21 protein-coding genes are annotated in these 25,008 nt (G+C 44.3%); 1 reads left to right on the top strand and 20 read right to left on the bottom strand.

All coding sequences use genetic code 11. The annotated features are described in order from the left end of the window. Nucleotides 1–126: 126 nt before the first annotated feature. From ACZ45G_RS09870 to ACZ45G_RS09845, 6 genes are read right to left on the bottom strand one after another with little or no spacing between them, the layout of a single operon-like run. Nucleotides 127–723, bottom strand: coding sequence for a hypothetical protein (locus tag ACZ45G_RS09870; RefSeq protein WP_464177548.1), 597 nt, complete (start codon nucleotides 721–723; stop codon nucleotides 127–129). Beyond that, a complete protein-coding gene (locus ACZ45G_RS09865; RefSeq protein WP_464177546.1) occupies nucleotides 713–5,752 on the bottom strand; it encodes a PilC/PilY family type IV pilus protein in 5,040 nt (1,679 codons plus the stop codon). Before ACZ45G_RS09865 ends, ACZ45G_RS09870 begins: the two co-directional genes overlap by 11 nt. Nucleotides 5,753–5,787: 35 nt before the next feature. Continuing rightward, nucleotides 5,788–6,297, bottom strand: a complete 510-nt coding sequence (locus tag ACZ45G_RS09860; RefSeq protein WP_464177544.1) for a pilus assembly PilX family protein — start codon at nucleotides 6,295–6,297, stop codon at nucleotides 5,788–5,790. Between the two features lie 57 nt (nucleotides 6,298–6,354). After that, nucleotides 6,355–6,765: a type IV pilus modification PilV family protein gene (locus tag ACZ45G_RS09855; RefSeq protein WP_464177542.1), complete on the bottom strand. Its 411-nt coding sequence runs from the start codon at nucleotides 6,763–6,765 to the stop codon at nucleotides 6,355–6,357. Continuing rightward, entirely contained in the window at nucleotides 6,766–7,386 is a 621-nt protein-coding gene (locus tag ACZ45G_RS09850) for a PilW family protein (protein ID WP_464177539.1), read from the bottom strand. It lies immediately after the preceding gene. After that, the gene (locus ACZ45G_RS09845; RefSeq protein WP_464177537.1) at nucleotides 7,383–7,943 is read right to left on the bottom strand and encodes a pilus assembly FimT family protein; all 561 of its coding nucleotides are present in this window, start codon (nucleotides 7,941–7,943) and stop codon (nucleotides 7,383–7,385) included. The genes ACZ45G_RS09850 and ACZ45G_RS09845 overlap by 4 nt, the downstream gene beginning before the upstream one ends. Before the next feature lie 453 nt (nucleotides 7,944–8,396). Between ACZ45G_RS09845 and ACZ45G_RS09840 the strand changes: the two genes are divergently transcribed. Then, nucleotides 8,397–8,879 carry a DUF3124 domain-containing protein gene (locus tag ACZ45G_RS09840; protein ID WP_464177534.1) on the top strand — a complete coding sequence of 161 codons (483 nt, stop codon included), beginning with the start codon at nucleotides 8,397–8,399 and terminating at the stop codon, nucleotides 8,877–8,879. A 73-nt stretch (nucleotides 8,880–8,952) separates the two neighbouring features. Here ACZ45G_RS09840 and ACZ45G_RS09835 read toward each other — a convergent pair whose 3' ends face one another. The 14 genes from ACZ45G_RS09835 to ACZ45G_RS09770 all read right to left on the bottom strand — a co-directional run bounded on the left by ACZ45G_RS09835 (nucleotide 8,953) and on the right by ACZ45G_RS09770 (nucleotide 25,006). Continuing rightward, nucleotides 8,953–9,885: a DUF2156 domain-containing protein gene (locus ACZ45G_RS09835; RefSeq protein WP_464177532.1), complete on the bottom strand. Its 933-nt coding sequence runs from the start codon at nucleotides 9,883–9,885 to the stop codon at nucleotides 8,953–8,955. Beyond that, nucleotides 9,882–10,325, bottom strand: a complete 444-nt coding sequence (locus tag ACZ45G_RS09830) for a GNAT family N-acetyltransferase (RefSeq protein WP_464177530.1) — start codon at nucleotides 10,323–10,325, stop codon at nucleotides 9,882–9,884. The genes ACZ45G_RS09835 and ACZ45G_RS09830 overlap by 4 nt, the downstream gene beginning before the upstream one ends. Nucleotides 10,326–10,370: 45 nt before the next feature. After that, nucleotides 10,371–11,222, bottom strand: a complete 852-nt coding sequence (speD, locus tag ACZ45G_RS09825; RefSeq protein ID WP_464177528.1) for an adenosylmethionine decarboxylase — start codon at nucleotides 11,220–11,222, stop codon at nucleotides 10,371–10,373. 133 nt (nucleotides 11,223–11,355) lie between these two features. Beyond that, nucleotides 11,356–12,069 (bottom strand): MBL fold metallo-hydrolase, encoded by a 714-nt coding sequence (locus tag ACZ45G_RS09820; protein WP_464177526.1) that lies wholly within the window; start codon nucleotides 12,067–12,069, stop codon nucleotides 11,356–11,358. 3 nt (nucleotides 12,070–12,072) lie between these two features. Further along, on the bottom strand, nucleotides 12,073–12,429 hold the full coding sequence (gene divK / locus ACZ45G_RS09815; RefSeq protein WP_464177524.1) for a DVU0259 family response regulator domain-containing protein: 357 nt from the start codon (nucleotides 12,427–12,429) through the stop codon (nucleotides 12,073–12,075). Between the two features lie 6 nt (nucleotides 12,430–12,435). Next, nucleotides 12,436–12,837: an acidic tetraheme cytochrome c3 TmcA gene (gene tmcA / locus ACZ45G_RS09810; protein ID WP_464177522.1), complete on the bottom strand. Its 402-nt coding sequence runs from the start codon at nucleotides 12,835–12,837 to the stop codon at nucleotides 12,436–12,438. A 1-nt stretch (nucleotide 12,838) separates the two neighbouring features. Continuing rightward, nucleotides 12,839–14,179 (bottom strand): electron transfer complex ferredoxin TmcB, encoded by a 1,341-nt coding sequence (tmcB, locus tag ACZ45G_RS09805; RefSeq protein ID WP_464177520.1) that lies wholly within the window; start codon nucleotides 14,177–14,179, stop codon nucleotides 12,839–12,841. A 19-nt stretch (nucleotides 14,180–14,198) separates the two neighbouring features. Beyond that, on the bottom strand, nucleotides 14,199–14,858 hold the full coding sequence (tmcC, locus tag ACZ45G_RS09800; protein WP_464177518.1) for a TmcC family electron transfer complex membrane anchor subunit: 660 nt from the start codon (nucleotides 14,856–14,858) through the stop codon (nucleotides 14,199–14,201). A gap of 39 nt (nucleotides 14,859–14,897) precedes the next feature. Continuing rightward, on the bottom strand, nucleotides 14,898–16,163 hold the full coding sequence (gene tmcD, locus ACZ45G_RS09795; protein WP_464177515.1) for an electron transfer complex subunit TmcD: 1,266 nt from the start codon (nucleotides 16,161–16,163) through the stop codon (nucleotides 14,898–14,900). A gap of 359 nt (nucleotides 16,164–16,522) precedes the next feature. Continuing rightward, nucleotides 16,523–17,671, bottom strand: a complete 1,149-nt coding sequence (locus tag ACZ45G_RS09790) for a sensor histidine kinase (RefSeq protein WP_464177513.1) — start codon at nucleotides 17,669–17,671, stop codon at nucleotides 16,523–16,525. A gap of 11 nt (nucleotides 17,672–17,682) precedes the next feature. Beyond that, nucleotides 17,683–20,001 carry a PAS domain S-box protein gene (locus ACZ45G_RS09785; protein ID WP_464177511.1) on the bottom strand — a complete coding sequence of 773 codons (2,319 nt, stop codon included), beginning with the start codon at nucleotides 19,999–20,001 and terminating at the stop codon, nucleotides 17,683–17,685. After that, a complete protein-coding gene (locus ACZ45G_RS09780; protein WP_464177508.1) occupies nucleotides 19,998–20,864 on the bottom strand; it encodes a CoB--CoM heterodisulfide reductase iron-sulfur subunit B family protein in 867 nt (288 codons plus the stop codon). The genes ACZ45G_RS09785 and ACZ45G_RS09780 overlap by 4 nt, the downstream gene beginning before the upstream one ends. Before the next feature lies 1 nt (nucleotide 20,865). After that, on the bottom strand, nucleotides 20,866–21,417 hold the full coding sequence (locus tag ACZ45G_RS09775) for a 4Fe-4S dicluster domain-containing protein (RefSeq protein ID WP_464177506.1): 552 nt from the start codon (nucleotides 21,415–21,417) through the stop codon (nucleotides 20,866–20,868). A 46-nt stretch (nucleotides 21,418–21,463) separates the two neighbouring features. Continuing rightward, on the bottom strand, nucleotides 21,464–25,006 hold the full coding sequence (locus ACZ45G_RS09770; RefSeq protein WP_464177504.1) for a response regulator: 3,543 nt from the start codon (nucleotides 25,004–25,006) through the stop codon (nucleotides 21,464–21,466). Nucleotides 25,007–25,008 lie beyond the last annotated feature (2 nt).

Raw genomic sequence — 25,008 nt, 5'->3', positions numbered from 1 at the left:
TTAATGATACTTTTTTCCGAATAAATCAATCTTTTATTTGTTGAACGCTTATTTTTATCGCTCCAGTCCTGTCTTTTTGCTTGTTTTTATTTCCATGGGGAAAGACCCGGACAGATACATCCCATATCAATGGGTCATTTTATAGGGAGCGGATTCCAATTTTAAATTGTATGTTTCAACTCTTTTGAAATAGGCCTGCTGTTTTTCTTTATATTTTAACGTATCTTGGTTTAATGCATTGATTTCTTGATTATATGCTTTGATTTCCCTGGCATTCATTTTTCTTTTTCCTTCTGGAATCAACACATCTTGCCTTTTTTTGAGAGTGATAAATTCATCACCAAGATCTTTTTTTACCGTCCCAAGTTGTTTAAATTCCATATCAAGGTCTAATTTTTCGCCTGTCTCATTAGGAACGGCTTGGCTCGGTGATGATGTTTTGACAGCATCTGATTTTATGACAACATCTGGGACAGGTTGAAAATCAACAATCTGTTTTGTTTGAATTTCATGAATGGTTTCAAGCGCTTGCCTCTGATCTGCCGGTACCACGGAAAGGTCATCCGTAAAACAAAGGGTGCCGTTTTGATTATAATATTTATATAATTCGGCAGATAACATACCCGGGAACCCAAAAATAAAGCTGCATAGAATGAATATAATTAATTTCATGTTCGGTCCTTGTCCTTTTGTAACGCTGATTTTAAAAATTTTATCCTTCATTTTCCTTCCAGGAACCCAGCCTTACTTTAAGGGCTGGCAGATTCACCTTTATTGCTTCCACCCCGCCAACAGGGGTCGTGATGAACAAAGTGTTGCCGGGACCCAGTACCGGTTTAGACCCCGGCCCTCCCTCAATGGAAACCCCGGCCGGGATATAGGGGTTATCCGGATCATCTGGATTTGGTATTGTATCATTTTCATCAAACAAACCGTCACCATTCAGATCAAACACAGGATTTGTCGATGCACAACCGGAATTGTAATCCACGGCAAAAATCCATGTTTTCCCTTGTCCGCTGCAAACATCAGAATCGGGAATATAGGTTGTAAAAAATACAACTCCCCCCACTGCCAGAGGCTGCACTATAACGCGCTCACTTCCCAATACAACGGGGCCGTTGTATTGGGCCTGACCATTGTAGAGCTTAATGAGCCAGGACTGATTTTCAGTACAACCCCCGTCAATATAGCGGACTTGTTTTTCCTCTGTCACCCCTTCCTCACTGGTCACATTTTTGCTTATAAATTTTGCCGCAAGTGCCACAAGATCACCGCATATAATTGGATCTTCAGGATTTGGAGACTCCCCTGTAAAGGGGTATAGATAGCAGCGAGGCAGGTCCCGATTCTCCTTGAGGCCAAAAAAATACTGCAAATTTGTGTTCATTTTGTCTGCCTGCAGTTTATACTCTCCGGTTCCAAAATAAATCCATATGGGATAATTTTGGGTTTCGGTTTTAATTCCATGGGCATAGGTTGCCTTTGCACTAATTGGAGTAAGGCTGGCCGATGAACTGGAAGGATTAAAATCAAACAATGTGGTTATCTCAGGGTCCTCAGTCCTGCCAATATTTGAAACCCGGTACATGGTTCCATAACGGTTTCCCACATAGATCAAATCTGAAATATAATCCCCTTCAAAATCAGCCGTCAAGACCGGAGACGCTACATCATTGGGCAATTGAGAATTAGATAATTTTATCCGGTTGATATCAAGCCCATCCCTTTGCCATAAAGGCGTTTTATCATTTGCAGCAATACCATACAAATAAGCCTGCTTATTTTCCTGATGGGTTGAAGCGTATCCTGAACCAAAGAAAACGCCCCAACTTTCATTATCTTCTCCATCTGCAATTCTGTCAATACTGACCTTTGCCCCTGTTTCACCCAGCTGACTATTGGCTTCATCTGCTTCATCAATGGTACCGTCTGAATCATTATCCACCTCATCCAGAAGATAGGACAAATTGTCATCATCTCTGAACTGCCATAAATATTGTCCCGGAGCGTCTGATTCATTAAAAACACCCGAAGTAATATCCAGAGCAAAATAGGCATCTCCCCCCTCCCCCTCACCACAGACCAGTATGGTTTTCCAACTTGAACCGTCATAGATATCTGCGGCCTGGGGAGATCCGTCAACAAAAAACTGATGGCAGTAATCTTCTCCGCACATATTAAATTCCGGCTCATTTGCCCGGTTCAATTTATCCTGGAGGTTAAGGGGTACAAAGGCCCACTTCTCTTCCCCGGTTGAAAGGGAGAACCCATGGAGAGCACCATCATTTGAACCGATATACACCATGGGATCCCGTACCGGGTTAAAGGCACCGTAATCGTCAAAATCATAATGGAAAGAAGGATCTCCCACTATTACGGGGATTGAATGAATAAAATCCCCCAGGGGGTTACAAAAATATCCATCACTAAAGGAATCAAAATAATTATCATTGCTCAGATCAAGATCTGAATAGGCAATTACCTCCAGGCTGTCAGGGTCAATGGTATACACTTTTCTTGAAAAAGGAAGCACCTCACTTGCACGCCAAAGCACATGGGTCCAATCTCCCGTATCCGGATCAGGCGTTAAGGCCGAAAGTTCACCCGACCAATTGTCAGCATTAAAACTTGCAATAATCACAAGATCTCCCTGGTTAACCGAAGTTGCCGGTGCCGGGGCAGACCCATGGAATATACGTGCTTTGATGCTTTCCCCAAGGGTTGAGAGGGTGTTAACAAGTTCTTCCCTGTTGCCAGCGAGAAATGGCTGCCCAACACCGTCCGTGTCATTGTGCAGTGAATACAACGCCGGGGATGCATCTCCGCGTTCATTACTTATTCTTGCCATCGCTTCAATTTGAACGGCATTATCAATTCCAAACCCCACTGCAATTGGGGTTACATTGATATCGCAAAGTGCATTTGTATGGGTAACAACTTGTGCCAGAGTTCCATTTCCCAGGCCATCGGTTATATCAATCAAAAACTTTGGCTGACAATCGACCCGATTATAGGGGTCACCTGCCCCGTCCCCATCCTTTTTATTCCCCAGAAAATATTGTCTTGCCGCTTTTATGGAAGAATCAAATGGTGTTCCAAAATGGGCAACCGTATCTGCAATCGCTGCCTGGAGTTCAGCCTGGTGGATATCATCATTAAATTTGCACCCCACATGGATTTTGGTATAATCAATATCTGGCGTATATCCGTCAGCAATTTTAGAACACCAGGTTCCAAAACCCCAGGCGATGCTTCGATCCTTCACAAGTTCACGGATGACATCCTTTCCAATATCAATCCGGCGCATTTGAGCACCTGCTTCCCATGGTTCAATAACATTCCAGGCAACTGCACTTGACGTCATGGTCCGGGCTGAAATATTATGGTTTTCCGTCGTAAATTCTGCCGGACTGTCATGGGCTTGACCCTGAATCCATAAATTTGTATCTTCACTTTGTTGTTCATCAATTTCAAATTCCAGGTAGGCAGCTTCAATGGCAGCATTTTGGGGAATGGCAACATCTTGGAACCGAATTCCCAGAATCTGAACAGTCGCTTCAGATACGATCTCCAGATCAGAGCTTTCAATATCCACACTGCCTGAACTGCTTTCCTCGGCATCATCACTTCCCTGGGATACCCTGATATTAATTTCCCGGACACTGCCGTCGTTATATTGCACATGGAGCAGTGGCGCAGATCCGCTGTTCCCATCATAGGAACTTGCGGTTCTATGTCCTGTGCCCGAGATAATAAACGTCATTGAATTTTCATACCGCCATCCATCTCGATTTACAATTTCCTGGACAATACTGGATAGATCAGGCGTATGGGGATTTATAACAGGGCTGACATTCATCATGCGGTCCATACTGCCGGAGACATCCAGTAATACCAGGATTGCCGGGCTTGTCAGGTTCTGGGTATAAATCGGAACGCTGCCGCAATTTGCGGAGCCGGGAAGGGCAAAAACTGTCAAGGTAACATCAATTTCACAGGGACTATTGGGCGTATCTATGCCGGTGATGGTAATGATAGCGTTATAATTGCCCGGGTCAAGGTTTGAATTTGCGTAGGTTATGGTATGTTCAGCAGTCTCTCCCGGATTTAACACACCAATGCTGCCTGAGGCTGAAACCGCCAGCCAGGAATCATGGTCCGGTGTTTCCAAAACCATTTGATAGGTCAGTGCGTCATCTCCTGTATTGGTTATTAAAATGCTGTCTTCAACTGCATCACTGCCTTCATGGCATATGGCCCCGATATTATTTCTATCAATGGAAATATTAGGGAAATGACCTTCTTGATACTCTATGTGCAGCAGCGGCGGCACCCCCATGCCGTCATGGGAATTTGCAATCCGCTCTCCAGACCCCTGGATCATGAAAACCATTGCATTTCCGCTGGACCATCCTGCTCTTCCGACGATCGCCTGAACCACACTCCTTAAATCAGGGGTCTTATGCTGTTCTCCCATATGCCAATCCAAAAGAGTGTTCCATCCTAGGAACTGATCTGTCTTGACCCTGTCTGAAATATTATGGGATGTGGCTGAAAAAGCAGCTGGATTATCCGAAGCTTCGCCAAATATATGAAGGTCAACAGGATTCATATTAACATCTTGTTCAACATCAAATTGAATATAGGCTTTTTTTATCAATGCGCCCTTTGGAACCACAACATTTTGAAATCTGATGCCCACTATCTGATCTGTTGTTTCATGACCTAGGCCTAAATCAGAACTTAAAAGATTCATTGTTCCGGCTTCACTCTCCTCGGCATCATCACTTGATGCGGACACAATAATTTCCAGAGTGGGCACCTGAAGTTCCAGGGTGATGTTGATCTCCACAGGACTATTGGGAACCAGGGAGGATCCTGTACCCTCTATGGTAATAAGGGCATTATAGGAACCAGGATCCAATAAGGATACCGTATACCCAACGCTAATAACAGTGGTTGATCCGGCAGACAACACCCCGCTGCTGGAAGAAAGACTGACCCAGTCCTGATCATGGGCGAGGCTATAATTCAAATCGGCAGTACCCGAGTTTGTAATGGTAAAAGTATCTGAGGCAGGATTATTCCCAAATAGACAGGAAGGCGCCAAAAATGTTTGATTCACCTGAATATAGGGTACTGCTGTTTCCGTGTATTCTGTATGCAGCAACGGTGCATCTTCATGGGACCCATCATAGGCGACCCCCCTTCTTAGGCCCGAACCCGTGATTACAAAAGCCATATCATTACCCGGAACCCATCCTCCCCTGCCGATGATTTCCTGGACCAGGGATGTAAGATCAGGGGTTTCATAGATTGAATTGCTGTTCCAGGGCGGTACATGCCAGTTTACAAACCCATTGTTTAAAGCTCGGTTGGTGATGTCACCGTTGTCAACCGTAAACCGACCGGCATCGTCGCTGTCCTCTGCTCGAATAACAAGATCAGTGGCATCCGTTTCATCCCCCGCTGCTTTAAATACCATATAAGCATTGGTGATCACGGCCTTAGAAGGGATGGCAATATCGAGAAAACGAATACCGATTGCCTGGTCATCCCCTTCACAGGTCATTTCAAGATCCACATTGGTAAGGTAAATATCACCTGTGCTAATGTTTTCCTGGGCATCATCATCCCCATGGGATACCCGAACTTCAATCTGGTCTCCAAACACTGAAAAAGGCAGAACAACCATAAAACAGATCCATAAAAGTAACCGGATGCTGTTAATTTTATGGCATCTATCCATTGTGACTGCCTCCTGGAAATTTATGTCTGGCCTGCCTAATAACCGATCTTATATATTTTTTTTAACCTTACCTCAATTTCATGTTCTTTGTTTGCATTGGATTTAACAATGTAGATAAATTCTCGATACGTTTTGCCGCTACCGGCAACTATTTGATCCTGGCTATATTGAATATTATACCAATAAGGGATGGAATCAATGGTATCATCTTCAGAGCTATCAGGAAAATCGTCATTCAGGACATTTGCGGCCCCATCACCAAAGTTCCTGACAATTTTGAGCTCATCCTCACTAAGGGAGGGGTTTACATTTATTTTAGACGGAGCCTCGCTTTTACCCTCAAGCCAACAGGCGCCGTCTTTCCATCCACTGTCGGCAACATAAAAACATCGCTGATACATTCGTTCATTGCGTACAATTTTCAACTCAATGCAGGTTGTGTCAATGGAGGAGATTCCAAGCAGGGTAACAAGAGCAAGGGCAAGTAAGGCAATAATGATGGCGGAACCCTGTTCATTTTCTATAATACAAACATCTTTAACCAAAATCACACCTCCCTGACGGGACACAGACAGAACACCTAAATATCCCTGCTGGTGGGCTTAAAAGTCCGCTGCTTTTTTAAACCTAAGATCCGCCCTTTTTTTTCCACAAGGGTCATTTACAATCACCTGTACTTCCATGATATCCGTATCTCCATCCCCATCCATATCTTGTTGATTCACGATGACACATTGAAGCGTATAACCATCCGCCGTTAAAACTATTTGATCAGCGACATTTGCATAGGGCATGGCCATAAGCGCCTCAATCTGCCCCTGGGCGATTTCAGATGCCTCTGAACATTTTCTGGCATTTGTATTGCCTTTTGTCGCTTGGATCTGCAAGGTTGCGACCGCCAGGATACCGATGGCAAAAATTGCCAATGAAATCATCACCTCTATTATCGAATACCCGGCCTGCTGATCAGCAAGATGCCTGACAGAAGACTTGATCCAATTTAAATGCTTCATTTATAATCCCATATTTCGCAAATATACACTTGTGTTTAAGGTCCGGGTGTTGTTATTTGCTGTCCGGGCCAACTCATTCACATCGGTTGTTGTGGTAATTGTTATTTGTACGGATTTAATATCAGCAAGAGAACCAGGGCTCCCCCCGTTTGCATCGTAATAGGAAAAATTAAGGTTCAGTATGTTCTCTGCAATCACCTGGGCGCCGGCACCATTGTAACTTACGGTCATATCATCCCCATCCCCTTCCGGGTCTAAGAATGCATAGGCGATCGTTTCCAATTCCCGATATTCATCTACCTGTCCATCCCCATCATTATCCTTGCCGTCATCGCCAGCACCAATGCTGAAAGATAGATTGTTCGCCTCGGCAATAATGATGCCGGCCCCATTATCCTGCATAAAAGGGTCAAACCCGGCCATCCTGATTTCTCTTTTTATCAAAAACATGACAGTCCTGACACTCTGCTGCATCTCAACTGCCTGCAATTGACTTATATGCTGACCCTGTTGTTCCAATTTGGATGAGATAATACCCGCAACAACAAGGCTGAAGATAGACATTCCCACCAACAGCTCTACAAGGGTAATCCCCTTGGCGGTTCCAAGAATATTCATCATCTCCACCCACCGTTTGACCACCGTCTGATTCTGACGACCCCCGTACTGAGGGTGCCCACCGCATATGACGCATCGCCGTAAAAAAGGTAAACATATCCTGAAGAACAAGTTCCCCGCGAGTTAAAGGTCAACACATTGGAATTATAGCTAACACCGTCACCAAAAGCACCGCCACTCATTGATGAATCTGCAATGCCACTTCCAAATTGGACACCGGCACCATAATTTGTAAAACTGACGGTTTTTTCAATGGTATTACTGGCAAGTATGGTGGACCAGACATTGTCAGACCCTCGATCGGAGCAGATATAATAGGTGCTGGCTGCAGGAATAAATACAATGGCCCAGTCCTGATCCTTCTTAATGGCAGAGATCCTTGTCATCTGCATATCCCCCATCAGTTCTCTTGCAACCTTCCTGGCCCTGGGTTCAGCCTTAATCAGCATGGTTATACTGGTGGCTGCCATTATTCCCATAATGGCGATGACCGTCATTACTTCCACCAAGGTGAATCCCCATGACGGTTTTAAAAAAACATCTTGTCGATTCCATTTCATTTGCTTTCCTCTTGATTGAATATCATCAAAGGAATGGAAGAACTGTTTAATAGATGGCTCTTACAGAAACGATTCTGAGGGGAACTTTGCTTTCCGATGCAGTGTCAATTGCTGTCATTGGGGACTAAATAAGAATTGGAGGCTGAATAAGAATTGGGGGTAATTGAAATCTAACACATTATTTGCTTCCTGGGAAGGTGCATAAAAACTTAAATATTGCCCAGTCCCAAATATTTTTTACCAGGATCTTATCGAAGTATAGATTACAATCTCTAATTTGAAAAGTTTTTTTTTACTCAAACAAAAAAAGGGACGAGACACAGCCCATTAAGCCCGAAGGAGAGATAAAAATACTGGTGTTAATCTAACAGACCTGTTAAGATTTTTTATTGACGATATCAATCACTATCAATAGAAGGGGCCCCCCCTCCACTAAAATCCAGGAGCAATCCAATGAAAAAGAAACATATTTGGCGTGCGTTGACCCTTTTTTTTGTTTTCGGCCTTGCCTTTCAGGTTCAGGCAAAAGACTGTTACGAGCTTTCAAAAGGTCAAACCCTATACGTACCGGCCTATTCCCATATTTACATCGGCAACAGGGCCAATCTCTATCAACTCACCGTCACCCTGAGTATTCGGAACATTGACCCCCAAACCCCCATCACCCTCACTGCCGTCGATTATTATGGATCCAAAGGAGAATTGATCAAACACTATCTGGACAGCCCCCTGGTCCTGCCTGCCTTAAATTCCACCCGATACATTATCTTATCAAGGGACAAGGAAGGCGGATCCGGAGCAAATTTTATCGTAGAATGGTCATCAAAAAGACAGGCGAATCCACCCATTGCCGAGTCGATAATGATCGGAACTCAGTCCCAGCAAGGGATCTCTTTTACCTCCAGAGGACAGGTAATTGTCCAGACAACCCCCTAGGAGGGTCTTTCACCCCGGGAAAGAGAAAAAATATAATGGGCTACCGGGCCACCCCATTATCAAATTTTAAATATCAGGTTTTAAAGATCAGGGTATGGGGAACAATGAGTCGTTCCGGCTCATAGGATAGCTTTGCCTGGCGCAGGCCCTTGATACCCAGGTCCTGCTCCCTGTTTACATACACACATTTGTTTTGCAGAAATTTTGCAGTTTCCTGGTTAATAACCTGGGCAGCCCCTTTAAAGGCCAGATCGGATTTTTCAAACTGAACATTATAGGTATCATGAGTTAGACGGCTGAAAACGCAAAAGGCCACCAGTTTATCGTTTACCCAAAGCGCAATCCCTTCAAACCCCAGGCTCTCAAAATTATCAAAGGCGCGTTCAATGGCCTTGAATTCATCTTCAAGGTCTTGGGATACTTTTTCCCGGGTTTCAATTATATGACGGACAAAATTCCGGGCAATGGGGAAATCATCAGCCTTCAAGGGCCTAACCGAATAATCCGGATTGCGCCGTTTAAACTGAGAAATAAGGTTTCTTTTTTTGTGAAGTTTAGTCCCGGTCAATTCTGCCAGACTGTCAACCCGGTAAATATATTCAGCATGATCCCGTTCTTCCCGGATGGTGTAGAACCTTTCAATATCAGGATATGCATCCACATACTCCCTGGGAAAAATACTGATATCCGGCTCAAATCCCATGCAGATCAAATGGTGTGACAGCTCCTTCAATTCATCGGGCGAGAACGCCTCCCCCAACGGCATGAATCCACAGTTATTGACCCCCTCATAGATGACCAGTCTCCCCTTAAAGATGAACCATGAATAATCATAGATTTCCTGCCAGCAAAAAAGATTTGAAAAATTAAATTCACAGGACTCAGGATGGAACCGATCGATATAAGATCGAACCAATGGCTGATCTTCCAGCTTAAAACGAGATGGTGTCGGAAAGGTTATTAATTGCCCTGGGTCACACTCAACTTTGTCACATCTGGCTTTCATTCTTTTTTGTCCTTTAGTTTTAGCGGGACATGTCCTTCAAGCTGCTCGAACCCTAAATTTTCATAGAAACCGGTGGTTCCGGGTTGTGCTATCAGACCGATCCAGTCCACACCCCAGGCGTTTAACCCGGCGATCAGTATTTGGATAATTTTTTTTCCAATGCCCCTGCCCTGAAATTCTTTTAAGACAGCGACATCTTGAATATAAGCATCACTTGCCTGATCGGAAAGGGCTCTTCCCATACCGATCATCTTATTATTTTCAAAAGCGCCTGCAAAAAGGGCAGAACCCGCCACAATCCCCTCTAAAAATTCAGGGGATTCCCCATAGCTATCCTTCCACCATCCCGCATCTTTGTAAAGAGACACAATCTCATCTAAACAAGCGGTTTTAATCAATTTTATCTCTATTTTTCCTGGCAGGGCTTCCTGGGTGTTCATTATAAACTCACGACGCTTTCAACAAAAACAGCGTTATTTTTTTGATTATTGCCGCAGGGCAATTTGCATTTTATAGTGATCGCCCTTGAAAAATGACATGGCAAAATGAGCCACATCCCGGGGCTCATAAAATTTGCAGGAAAAAATATCCAGATACGCCGTATTAGTTGCGTTGGCAAAATGACCGGAAATAAGGGAAGTTTCAATGAGTTGGGTCATGGAAAAACCTTCAATTTTTTCATCCTCTCCAAAATGGACCACCTGGCAATTGCCAAAGGGTTTCATCTCGATGGTTTCACAAAGATCCTTCACAAATTTGCCTATCATTTTGGCATCCCGAATGATGTCCGGCCCACAGCCATAGATATCCAGCGAAGTTAATACCCCCCAAGGATCCTGCTTACCATAGGCTTTTTTCCAGGAGATGGGCAGGGTGTTTCGGTCTTTTATTGTATCTAAAACAGTCTTTGATTTTGAATCCAACTTTAAGCGAGCAGGAGGGGAGATAAGACCCCGATTCTGATCCGATGAAATCACCACCCGACCAGCGCCAAAGGATTCCTCCATGGAATGGATGGCAACATCCAGATCAATGTTATCGCCGCAGGTAAATATATCAACGGCAGCATAATCATGTTCCGGCCAGGCATGCACCGTAAAATGAGATTCCGCAATAATCACGACCCCGCTCACTCCCTGGGGCTCAAACTTATGGAAAGAGGAACTGATAATGGTGGCACCACTGTCATTGGCACCTTTGAGCAATGCTTTTTCCACGGCATCTTTGCTGAGCAGAAGATCCTGGCCGCAGTTGTAGTATTCAATGGTAAGCTGTCTGCCCAGGGCAAAGACAGGATCCTGGGAATCAGTTGAAGGTTTAATATTTTTATCAAGCATTAACACTATCTCCAAAAATCTATAAAATATCTTAACGCCCTCCTGCCAGTGGCAGCAGGATACGCCGAAGACATAAATTTCCTAATTAAGGTAAGACCCATTAAAAATTAATCAATGGTTCCCAAAGGAGAATTTAATATATTTCCATGATGGAAAAAAATCGTTGTTCCTCTGTAGCAAGAGGCATTTTTCTTTTTTTCAACCGCGTCATCATGCCGGGGGCATTAAACCTAAGATAGGGATTCACCCGCAACTCATCTTCCAGGGTTGAAACAACCAACCTGGGGTCATATTTTTGAAGATAGGCCTCAATATCTGGATTATCTTCTTCTATGCTTGCGGCCATTTTCATGGATTCTTGAACATAATCATGGCCGGCATAAATTTTTGTTTCCATGGGAAAGGCCATCAGGGTTTTCAAGGAGGTAAAAAAGCTGCCAAAATCTCCTGAAAAACAATTTCCAACGGTCCCATTGAAAAGGGTATCCCCGGTCACCAGAAAATCATCAGCCTTAAAACAAACATCATTCTGCGTATGGCCCGGGGTCAAAAAAATCTCAAGAATTTCACCACTCAGGTCAATCACCTGTCCCGCCCTGATTCTTCGGCAATCAATAAACCGGGCCTTAGGATTTTTTTCAAGCAGACCTGTATTCCCGCAGGTATGGTCCTGGTGATAATGGGTATTGGTAACATATTTTATATCAATACCCCGGACCAAGGAAAAATCAACAATATCATCTGGGTTTCCACCGTCAATGACAACACCCTGGGCAATCCCCTGGGTGTCTGAAAAAACGATATACCCCAAATTATCCCTTGAGTATCTAAATTGTTTTATAAACATTTTTTACCCGGTCAGAACATTTTTTACCGTCTTGAGCAACTCGTCGGCATCAAAGGGCTTTGCAAAAAAAGCTTCGGCTTTTGGAATGGAATGTTTACGCCCTGAAAGGCCGGAAATAACAATCACCGGCGTATTAAAGCCCGCAATCTTGGATATTTTCCTGAAAAACCGTGGCCCCCATTCCTCGGGCATCTCAAGATCCAGAGTAATCAGATCCGGGGCGTTTTCCTTAAACACATCCATGGCTTTTTTACCGTCGTCGGCAACACAGGTCTCATATCCATTGTCTGTAAACAATGCATCCAGGTATCGGGTGATAGCAGGATCATCGTCCACGATCATAATTTTTTTTGTCATCATGCCTCCTTATTCTTTAATATGGCATTCCCCACAAAGCACAGGCCCTTTTCCCGATTCAAAATGGCAGTCCCTGCACCGTTTATGAAATGCCACGGAAAGCGAAAACCGATTGTCAGGTTCAGGTACGAGTGCATGACATTCTGAACAGGGGCTGTCTTCACTGGATTCGTCTGCCACAAGTATCCCTTTCTCATACACATGGTGGCAGACAGCACAATCGTCAAGACCGGCCTTTTCATTGTGATCATCATGGGAAAAAACGGCACCAGGTCTTCGGGTTTTGTGAAACACCGAATTGTCCAGCCTTTCTAATTTTTGGGTATCACTGGGTTGCTCCTGCCCGGAAAAAGCACCCCATACCGGTATCAACAGCAGGATCAGGGTTAAAATCAAGAATTTATATTTCATCTTATTCTCCTGGCCTATAAATTTTCTTTTCCATGGTTTCAAAAATAATATCCCCCAAAAACTTCACTTCCATGTCCAGTTTATAGTGATGAACAATATCTTCCAACCCGCTGTGACAATTGTGACACGGTGCAATTAATACCTGTGCTCCGGTGGCCGCAAGCTGCTCGGCCTTAACCCGATTGTTGACCATGCGCTCGGTTTTGTATGGAGGACCACAATTGACCACACCACCCCCGGCTCCACAGCAATAATTGTGTTCTCTGTTGGGTACCATGTCGACAAAATCATCACAGGTCATTCTCACAACTTCCCGGGCCATGTCATGGAGCCCCCTGCCCCGGGATACATTGCAAGGATCGTGGAGGGTGACCTTTTTTTTATATTTTTCCCCTATGGTAATCCGGCCCTGGGTCAAAAGTTCATGGTAAAATTCCAGGGCATGAACAATTTCAAAGGGCGGCATTGCCCAGGAAATCCAGCGATTGCCCACATCATATATGGACCGGAAAGCATGGCCGCATTCCCCCATGACAATGCGCTTAACATTAAGCTTTGCAGCTGTTTCGTAAAAGGTCCGGGCGATTCTGCCCGAAATCTCGCTGTCCCCTGTAAACATGGCCATGTTGGAGTTGTCCCAACCCGGACCCGACGGCATGGTCCAGTTGATCCCGGCCGCATGCATTATCGTAGCTGCCTGGTAAATAAGGCCTGCCTGGAACTTTGGTTCCGGAGCGATCACGGAATACATGATATCGGCCCCGTGCTTGTCCAGGGGGATTCTTAAATTATCAAACTCTTCCCTGGCATCTTCCTCCTGCCACTGAAGCGTGTCGATCCATTCATCCTCCTTGACCCACATCTGGTTCATGGTAACAGAATGGGAATTGACCGTGTCCTGAATATATTGGGGGGTTATTTCCAGCTTATGACAGATCCGCCTGACTAAAAGCATCATATAGGCGATATCAATCCCAAATGGGCAATACATGGAACATCGCCGGCAGACATTGCACTCTATATGGGCAATATGAACGGCCCTTCGCATAAAATCCTTGGAAACTTTGCCCTTTTTTGCAATCATTTCCCAAATGGTCTGCTTAACCTTGGCGGCCGGGGAAAATTCAGGATTTCTGTCATTGGATAAAAAATAACTACAGGCATCGGAACAAAGACCGCACCGCATACAGGTCTCTACATAAGCCTTTAACCTAGGCCCCGTTTCCTTTTGCAACACCTGATTTATGGTTTCAGTAATTTTCTCAGGGGTCAGCCTGGCAAGGCCATCTTCAATTGCCGAATCGGTATTTCTTTTAATTTTTGAGGGTGATTGGTCCTGCATTTTCATCTCCTTTAACTTCCTACCAGTCTCTTGCATGCCTGACATTACCAAATTCAGACCCGGTATAGGCACGGGTCAGGGGAGCTGTGAGCATATGGGAAAACCGTGAAAAGGGTATCACAATGAGCAGCAACTCGCCGGATAATATGTGGGCAATCATTATCCACTTGTATAAAAAAATCTGGTGATATGCCAAAAAACCCGTCAAAAAGGGCAGCATAACAAGGATGAGCAATATATAATCCATCGCTGAGGTTAAAAATTTTACTTCCGGCACCACAACCCTTCGAACCCCGAAAAAAACCAGGGCCAATATGACCAGGAGGGTAAATATGTCAGCAACGCCATCGGGCAATGCAGGCCAGGAAATCTGGAAGGCTTGATCCAGCAAAATAATATGGGACGCAAGAAACAGGGGAGCGGCAAATAAAAAGACATGGAACAAATAGGAGATCCCCCAAAAGACCGGATGTAGTTTCGTACTTTCCGGATAAAAAGGAATCAGCCAGGCCCCGATGGAGCGCAAACTATACTTTAGCGACATATAGGAAAAAATAAAATTTTCTTTTTCCCTGATCTCCAGGATAATTTTAACCAGTTTAAACACGAGTCCGAATAGAAAAACCAGTGCCGATATCCAGACCATGGGTCCCATGATAAAATTGATAAAGGCATTCATTGTTGTCTCCTTAATCTTTTTGTTATGAAATCTACCATATTAACCCATCGCCCCCAAAATACTGCCAAGGGCGATGACCCGGCGTTTGTATATCCCGTTTTCAATTCCCTTGACCAGTATTTTTTGGGCATCGGAACTTATGACCGGGGCTGCCATAAACGTGTGGGGCCCTGTGATCACCTGATTGTTTACCGCCATGAAACAGGCGCCATTACGTTCAATAACCACGGCCACAATCGCTCCGTCCGGGCTGATGCACGGGGTAAAGATTTTGTCCGCAGACAGATCCCAAAACTTCCCATTCACAGCCAAGGTCCAGGCACCCTTATTTTTAACAACCGCTGCCAGACAGGACCCATCTTCGGAATAATAGATATCGCGAATCATGGTATCAATGGATATGGGCCAGACACGATCATCCTGGGCCACTGTCCATTTGCCGTAGGTCGGGGCAACAATGGCGGCAATCCGATTATTTACACCCGATACAGCGACCCGCCATAGTTGTTCATAACCCGTCTTCCAGAACGGTTTGTCATCCTTGAACAATTTCCATTTTCCCCCTTGCCGCACAGGGGCCACAATGGAATTTCCCTGGTCTACAAACTCAGGTTTCCAAACCGTTTGAAAAGTATTCTCCCAGGGGATGCCATTCACAACAATGGTATACGCTTCCCTTGTAAGCCGGGCGCTCCAGGCCAAATTTTGATTTTGATCAAGGCTGATGTCCCAGACATTGAGAAACCTTTGCTCAAAGGCTTTACCATTGAGGGCAACGGAAAAAATGCCTCGTTTAAAAGCCTCCACATCTGCGGCAGCCATGGATTCCACCTGAACAACGGCAGCAGAGGTGCCCTGGTTTCCCAACACCATCCCGCTCATGTTTGCGTATAGCGTATCCCAGGGAGTGTCATCAACGACCATGCCGTATTCCCCATCCGTCTGAAACGCCAGGCCGATGTGGGACCCATCTTTCGTGATCTGAAGATCCCAGATAAAATCAAACCGATTTGACCATTCTTTGCCGTTAACGGCAAGTGTCCATTCCTCATCCTGGCAAATACAGGCAACAAATTGGTTATTTGGAAGGGCCTTCAATTTCCATGCTTTTTCATATTCCCCTTCCCAAACCTCCCCGTTCACACAAACACCGAAAACCATGTCGTCTACATTGACAATGCTGGCGATTTGTTCTCCGTCAGGGCTGATACAGGGTTCTTCCACCCAGTTAAACCGGGCCTCCCATTCTTTGACGGGTATTTCTTTTAAATCTGTGTCCCAATCCAATGATTGTTTTTCTTCCATGTTTATCTCCGAATCTGTTTAGAAAAATTGGCCGTTTTCAATTCGTTAATAATGGTATCTAAAATAGCGACAGTGAGTGGTTTTTCAATGAAGCTATCAATACCGTACCTGGCTATTTCCTGTTCAAGGTCATCATTTGAAAAGGTTGCCATTAAAATTCTTGTAATATTTGGATGGTGTTTCTTCACCGATAACCATGCCAGGCAATATCATAATATTTTTATATTGTAAACACAATCGGTTATGAACAATCCTTGTTTTTTATTGTCCCATGATCCATCACCACATCGAAAATATTCAAAAAAAGATTAGAAGGCTTTCAAAATTTAGAAAAATTGTACCCCTCTTATAAATCTGGTTTATGAATCTGCTTTAGACATGGGTAGGCAAATTTTAAAATCACTCCCTTTGCCTTTTATGGAGCTCACATGAATAGTCCCCCCATGCTGTTTGATAATGGAATTAGAAATATAAAGCCCGAACCCTGTTCCCTTGGTACCTTTTGAAGAAAAGAAGAGGTTAAATATTTTTTCTTTTGTTTTAGTGTCCATGCCGCAGCCATTGTCATGGATACAGATCACAAGAGAATCTGTTTCCCGTGAAATTTCAAACCCGATTTCATGGTCCTTGTTTTGGGTATCCGCCATACAGGCGTCTATTGCATTGTCTAAAAAATTAATCAGGGCGGCCATTAAAAAGGCTTCATCCGCATAAAATGTATCAGGGAATTCAGGTGCTTTGCATTTAAAAGCGATCTTGGTTCCTTTTAATTTTAATTCAATGATGCCTTTAATTTTCTCAACAAATGCCTTTGAATGAATGGCATCTTTTTTCAAAGCACGTTCCTTGGAATACAACAAGACATCCATGATCATTTTTTTTATCCGGTCCACTGCCTGATCAAGCAATCCGATGCCTTCTTCCATGGTTTTATTATCAGATTTTTTCAGCCCTGATTTTACCACATACAGTCCACCGTCAAGATTGGTCAATAACCCTTTGATATTATGGGATATGCTTCCGATCATCACCCCTAAAGAAGACAAATGATCTGCAAGCTTTGATTTCTCAAGGATGAGAAGTTCCAGTTTTTGGGTATATTCCACTAGCTTTTGCCTTGCGATTATTTTTTCAACCGCTTTTTCAATGGCAATTTCAAGAATATCCACATTAACAGGTTTGGTAATAAAATCCGTGGCTTCATTTTTGAGGCTTCGAATGGTCAGATCCATGTCCCCATGGCCCGTGATCATCAACACTTCTGTTTCTGGATTTTCCCGTTTAATCTGCCGTAATAGTTCAATCCCATCCATAACCGGCATTTTAATATCTGTAATAACGATATCCGGCTGTTTTGATTTAAATATCCCAAAGGCTTTTTCTCCATTTTCAGCAAGAAATACCTGATAGCCTGCATCTTTTAATGCAATTTCAAGCACATCCCGGATATCTTCTTCATCATCTACAATCAAAATGGATATTTGGTTTTTACCCATCATATCTCCCATTATATCCCCCATTATACAGGATTCTCATACGTCAGATCCTTTTCAAGGTCAGTCGGCACTGGAAAAGAGATTCGGGCAATGGTTCCGCCTGATTCCCTTGGTTCCATCTTGATTTCCCCAGAACATTCCTTGATAATGCCATAGCTGATGGACAGCCCAAGACCTGTCCCCTTACCCACCTCTTTTGTGGTAAAAAACGGTTCAAACAGCTTGTCGGCCGTCTCCTCTTTAATACCAATACCCGTGTCATGTATTTCAATGAAAACTTTGTCCCGGGTTGGCCGGGTGATAATGATAATCTGGTCATCGCCTCCCTGGTTTTCCACCTGGCGCGTCCCTTGTTTTTCCCATTTTTCTTCTATGGCATCCTTTGCATTAATGACAAGGTTGATAAATACCTGTTCAAGCCTGTCAGGATCTGCCAGTATTTTGGGTAAGTCTTCATTTTTATTCCACACCACATCGATTCCGTGAATTTTAAGTTGCTGGTTAAACATTTCAAATGTTTTTTTAAGAACCGTGTTAACATTTGTAAGTACCAGGTTAATCTCAGATTTTCTTGCAAATTGTCGCATATGATAGATAATTTTCTCAGCCCGATCCACATTACTGTCAATTTTGGAAATAAGTTTTTCAAAAATCTCTTTTTCAATTTGTTCATTTTTTCGCATTTTTTTCATACAAAAGCTGGAGGATGATTTGATAACAGACAAGGGTTGGTTCAATTCATGGGCAATACCGCTTGACATTTCACCCAGGGTCGCCATTTTACCGGCGTGAATCAAAAGCTGTTCTGTTTCAAGGCGCCTTGTAATGTCATTGATGGTCACAAGCAGCACCACCTTGTTTAAATAGGTGGAGGGGGATACCCACATATCCACAAAAATAGACCGACCATTTTGAACAAGGTGTTGTACCTTGTTGATCTCCTGGTCACACTTCATTCGTTCAATCAGTTGTGTTTTTTCTCTTTGGATAAAAAATTCAGAAAATACTTTCCCTAACAAAATTTCTTTTGAATATCCGTACACCTCAATTGCCTTGTTATTGCAGTCACGAATCTCAAATGTTTCCCTCTCCACCACAAACACGGGGTTTGAGATATTATTAAAGATGGCATGATACTTTTCCTCTGATTGTTGAAGTTCTTTTTCAAGTCGACGTCTCTGGGTGATATCAATACTCATCTCCATGGCTGCCACAACGTTTCCATGGCTGTCTGTTACAGGAGAGGTAATAAACATCCAGTGATTTTTTTCACCGTCCTTGCCCATTCCTTCTGCTTCCCCATAATGGGATTTTCCATCGGCAAATGTTTTTTCAACCGGACAATCACTACATTTTTCTTCCAACCCCTTGTAGGCATGGTAACAATGGGACCCGGGCTCTGGATCAAATCTGTCGCTAAATACCCTATTCCATCTTAAAAGCCGATACTGCTTATCTTGAACCGTAATCATGCAGGGAGCCATTTCAAAAAGCGCCTGGTATTCATTCTTTTGTTTTTTGAGTTCTGCCTGGTTAAGACCGATCTGGGTCCCCATTTTTTTTATGGCAATGCCAAGCAGCCCAATTTCATAATCATTGCCAATATCAATATCTTCGTTGTAATTGCCTTCGGCAATCTTCCTTGTCCCATCAATCAGCTTGACAATGGGTTTTTTTACAAATTTTAAAATTGAAAAAAAGAGGATCACGGCGGTAATTAAAATAGTCCAAAGGGCAAACTTTATAATTCCTCGTTCAATTGTAAGTATCTGGCGGTCTGTGGGTTCAAGGGAAACAACCACGTCAAGGGAGCCCAATATGGTTTGATGTTCCGGATGAAAATGGCAGTCCATGGCACAGCCGGGCTCATTGCAGATGGGCTGGACAATTCCGAGAAGCCTGTGGCCTTGTTCGGAACGAAAAAACCGCATCCGTTGGTCAAGTCCTATCTGAACCGGCGGTGGGTCTTGTCTGTGGCAGATATCACAGGCCACCTCCTTTATATCAACAACTTTATCAATTTCTGCTTTATGGTTGGTAAATTTAATCTGACCTTCCTTGTTGTAGATCCGGATATTTTCTATTCCCGGCTGGGTGGCAATATTATCAATAATCTGTGTAATATCATCCCTTGAATTGAGCATCATGGCATAATGGGTGCCAAGCTTGATGGAATTTGACAACTGTTCGGTACTGGAAATAACATTTTTTATGATCTGGGTCTTGATATTATTGATATTAAAGTAAGCCCAGGCCGATATGGAAAGAATAACAGTGCACCCGATAATAATGCTCAGTTTTGAAACAAGGCTGTGTTTTAAATATTTGGTAAAATCACTCATGTTACCTTGGCCGTAATCTCCCTAGTATCTGTCAAATTTTTATCCAGTCCCAAATCCCTTGGGGCCTTTCCCATGGCAAGACCCAAAAATTGGGGAAGATAAAGAATGGGAATTTCAAGATCACCCCCCAGTTCATGGGATATCTTTTTCTGGTTGCTTTCAAGGTTCATCTGGCACATGGGACATACCGTCACAATGGCATCGGCTCCTCGTGCAGCATTCAAAATTCTTCCCACAAGGGCCATGCCAGCGGCAGGCTTTGTGGTGGTGTTGGAAGCACCGCAGCACTGGCCGCCGGCCTCCCAATTAAATACCCTGGCCCCGGTGGCTTGTATCAATGCCTCCATGGAACGGGGTTCTTCAGGATCATCAAAAACGGTAAAGGGCCGCAGGCACTGGCACCCATAATAGGGTGCGACGGTAAACCGAGCCATCTTATTTTGGGACACTTCTTTGATTTTCCCAATATCCACCTCAGTTGACAAAACATCCAAAAGGTGTCGGACACTCACATCTCCTCTAAAAACAAGATTTTCTTCGGCAAGGGCCTTGTTAATTTTTACCAGCAAAGGCTTGTCTCGTTTCACCGCTTCTTCGGTTTTTTTAAGATTAAGATAACAGGCACTGCAGGGAACCAGTATCTGCTCTGGTCCCTTCATTTTTTCGGCAAGGGCAAGAGTTCTTGCACACAGCACATGGGATAATAGATTGCTGTAGGCCTCTGCAGCACTTGCCCCGCAACAGTTCCAATCGTCAATTTCCTGAATGTGAACATCCAGGGTTTCCAATAACAGACGGGTTGAAATATCATATTCAGCTGCGGTTCCTTCCAGTGAACAGCCCGGATAGTATAAATAGTTCATCTCATTCCTCCAGCTCTGCAACTTTTTTGAATATGGCCTCTAATTTTCCCTTACCCTTACCTATTGATGAAAATTCAGGCCGAATCTTTCCCTTGGCCAAAAGTTTAAGCCCTAAAGATGCATAACCAAAAGGAATAATAGGATTTTTCATTGAAATAAAATAATGGGTCATAAATTCCATCTCTCTCACCCTTCCATGTTTTTCCACACTGTCCAAAAAAGCTTTATAGAAAAGGGAAGACCGCTTAAATTTCTTCAATTTCAATCGGGATGCGGCCTGTTTCAAAAGTCCCATGGTTTGGGTTAACTCAAGTCCCCTTGGACATCTCAGGGTACAAAAATAACAAGAGGAACACATGGTAAAGGATTTGCTGGAAAAAAGGGCTTGGACATGATCGGTCAGCAGCAACCGCCACATATGCCGGGGCGTAATATCCATAAAATCAAGGTTGGGGCAGGAAGCCGTACAGGTACCGCATTGAATACATGTTTGTACCATCTCTTTGGCTTGTTTGACCTCTGCCAGCAACCGTTCTTCACTTAGCAACCCCATAAGCTTTCCCCTTTTATATTTTTTTTCAATCTTTTTTTTGTAGATATCATGACATCGCCATATCGATTGCATCCAACATCCCTCGCCCGTCAAAGCCCTCTAAAAAAGCCGAATTACTGGGGCATACTGCCCCACAAACCCCACACCCCTGACAGGCGGCAGGGTCCACAATTATTTTTCCTTCAAGATAGTCCACAAACCTGGCACCATAGGGACAGGTTTCAACGCACATTTCACACAGACTGCAGGTTGCGCTCCGGGTGGCAGCAACTGTTTTCCCGGATTTGAGCCGTTCATGGGATAAAATTTGTACGGCACGGATGGCAGAGGCCTCGGCTGAAGCGACCGCCTCCTGAATGGTGCACGGCTTCAAGGACAACCCGCAGCCAAACACCCGATAGTTCATACTGTCAACCGGGCGAAATTTTGAATCAGCCTCCTTAAAAAAATGAAACTGATCCAAAGCGGCCCCATACTGAGCGACAAGGTCTTGTGAAAGATCCGGCAAAATCCCGGTGGCATGGACAACGCAATCGGCCTCAATCTCCACCGGCATATCCAACAAAAGATCACGGGTTTTAACAAAACACCGGCCGTCCTTTATCCGGGTCACGGGTTTATCAGCAGGATCATATTGGAAAAAAAGTACCCCAAGATTTTTGGCTTTAGTGTAGTAGTCTTCAAAAAATCCATAACTCATCATGTCCCGGTAAAGAACATAAACCTGGGTGTCAGGGTTCTTTTCTTTGAGAAAAATCGCATTTTTCAAGGCCCTGATACAACAGACCCTGGAACAATAATTCATCTTTTCATCCCGTGTGCCCGAGCACTGGATCATGACGACACTGGTCAATTTTTCAGGATCAATGGACTGGTCTTGAAGGGCAATTTCAAATCCTTTCTGGGTCAGTTCTATTTTCTGCGAATCGTCTCCATTCAATTCAAGCGGGGCCTGACTTCCCCCCGTGGCCAGAATGGTCACTCCGTGCTGAACCGTTGTTGGCAAATTTTCCATCGTTTTTAAAACTGTGGCAAATTCCCCGGGACGTTTAGCCACGCTTTCCACCCGTGTTTGGGTATGAAGGGTAACCCGTTTATGGGCGGCAAGTTGTTTGATTTTATCTGCCAGATAATCCTGAATATCTAAATCATCAATGGTTTTGTCCATCCATCGCAAATTTCCGCCAAGGGTCTCTTCCTTTTCAACAAGGTCCACGTGAAACCCGCAGTCTGCAATTGACAAAGCAGCCGTAATCCCGGCAATGCCGCTGCCAATGACCAGGGCATTCTGATTGGCATCAATCCATTCATCGGGAATAGGATTTTTAAACCGGGCCCTGGATATCAAAATTTTTAACGCCCGTTCAATGGCCCCGGTGGCTTCAAGAGATTGTGAATCTTGATTCTGTGAATCTGGATTCTGTAAATCTGGATATTGTTTTAGAACCGAAATCATATCCAGAGTCTCCACAAGGCTTGAAGGAAATTTTGAGTCAACTGCCAGTTCTTGTATCCATTTTTTTTGGATGCAGGGCAGGCAGGCTCCCAAAACGAGCCGGTTGAACGATTTGGTGGAAAGCATCTCAATCAAGGCCTCCCTTCCTTGGGCCATGCACAGCTTATCGAGAACCTCAACGGATTCATTTTCCGGATTTTTGCCCAACCGAATTTTCAGGTTTTCAAGATCAACTCGTTGATCGAGCATATCACCGCAACGGCACAACACCGTTAAAACCTTAGGTGTTTGTCTTGCAAAAAGGGTTGGGTCCTGCCCATCATCTGTCACAATCGCCGTTGTTGTGTGCTTTCCGGCCTGGTGCATTATTTTGCAGGTCTCAAGCGCAGCTGCTGACGCGCAGATAACCGAATCGCTGATATCCTTGAAACCTGAAACAGAGCCTCCGGATAATATCCCGGGCCTTGATGTCTCGACCATTGAAAAGGGTGTGGTTTGGATAAATCCCCATGGGTTGATGGCAATATCATGTTTCACCCCAAAGGCTGTCATCTGCCGGTTGGGTTTCTGACCGGTTGCCAAAACCACCATGTCAAAATTCTCTTCATGAATTTTCCCCTGAAGATCGGCGTATCTTGCCACAAGAGGGGTATTTTCCTGCATGAGGTCTTCTGGTGTGCCGTCTTCTTGTTTGGCGCCTTCTTGTTTGGCAACCTGGGATAGAGAATGAATTCTGGCTCTCACAAACCGGACCTGATGCTCATTTTGGGCTTTGATTTTATAGTCTTCAAAATATTTGCCTATGGTTCTCATATCCATATAAAAAATGGTGGCTTCAATGTCCGGACTAAATTTTTCCCTGGCAAGAACGGCCTCTTTTATGGACATCATACAGCAAACCGTTGAACAAAATGGCGTATCTGTCTGGGTATCCCGGGACCCCACGCATTGAATCCAGGCAATTTTTTTCACAGGCTTGCCCGTCACAGGGTGCACAAGTTTTTTCTTACCGCCCCCATTACCGGCCCCATTACCGGGACCGCTCCCAGGACCCGTACCACTGATGAGCCGCTCGAACTCCATCCCGGTGATAACACCTGGCAGGACACCATAACCATAGGGGTTTTTCCCCAGGTTCGGCTTGAAAAACTCCACCCCCCCGGCAAGAATCAGGGCATCCACCTGTTCGACCCGCCCCTGGGCAATTTCAAATTCATGGTATACTTTAAGCACCATGGCAACCAGCATATCCGGATCAAAGGGTTTGGTCAGATAATCAAGTGCCCCCTGCTTCATGGCATCCACAGCTGAATCAACCGCTGCATAGGCAGTCATCATGATAACACATAACACCGGGTTGATCTGTTTTGCCTTTGCCAGCAATTCAACACCATCCATACCCGGCATCTTGATATCGGTGAGCATCATATTAAACGGCTGATCCGCCATCAAATCAAGGGCCCTTTGTCCTGAATCGGCTGTTGTTACACAAAACCCCTCTTCTTTGAGCCATTCTTTTGTGGATTCTCGAACAATTTTTTCATCATCCACCACCAGGATCTTAAATTTCCCCCTGTCCTGATCGATCAATTTAATGGCCCCGGTGGGGCAAATTTTTTCGCAATCGCCACACCGAGTACAGGCGGCGTAATCAATGGTATAGGTATTGGAAAAAGACTGGGGGCTTGGCAGATAAATCGCTTTTCTTTTTATCAATCCTTCATTGAAAGGATCATCAGAAAACACCTGACAGACCTTCTCACATTCCCCGCACCCCGTGCACAGGTCCGAATCAATCAGGGAAGAATTTTGCTTGAGGGTTGCGGTAAAATTTCCGGGTTCCCCTTCAATGGAGATCAGTTCCGTTGACAAAAGAATCTCAATATTTTCATGGACCAACCCTTTTCTCAGACAATGCTGGGAAGACGCATCCCTGTCAAACATGGGCAGCATTCTGCAATACCCGCATTTGGATGTGGGAAACTGGTAATCCAGCTGACTTAACAGCCCCCCCACATGGTCTGATGTGTCAATAAGAAGAACTTTATATCCGGTTTGTGCCAGGTCCAGTGCAGATCTGATACCGCTTAACCCAGCCCCGGCAACCAATGCCTTACCAATTGCCTTGTTCATTT

Source organism: Desulfoconvexum algidum (assembly GCF_055382125.1).
Note: the sequence above shows the minus strand (reverse complement) of the source record. Positions and strands in the feature narration are given on the sequence as shown.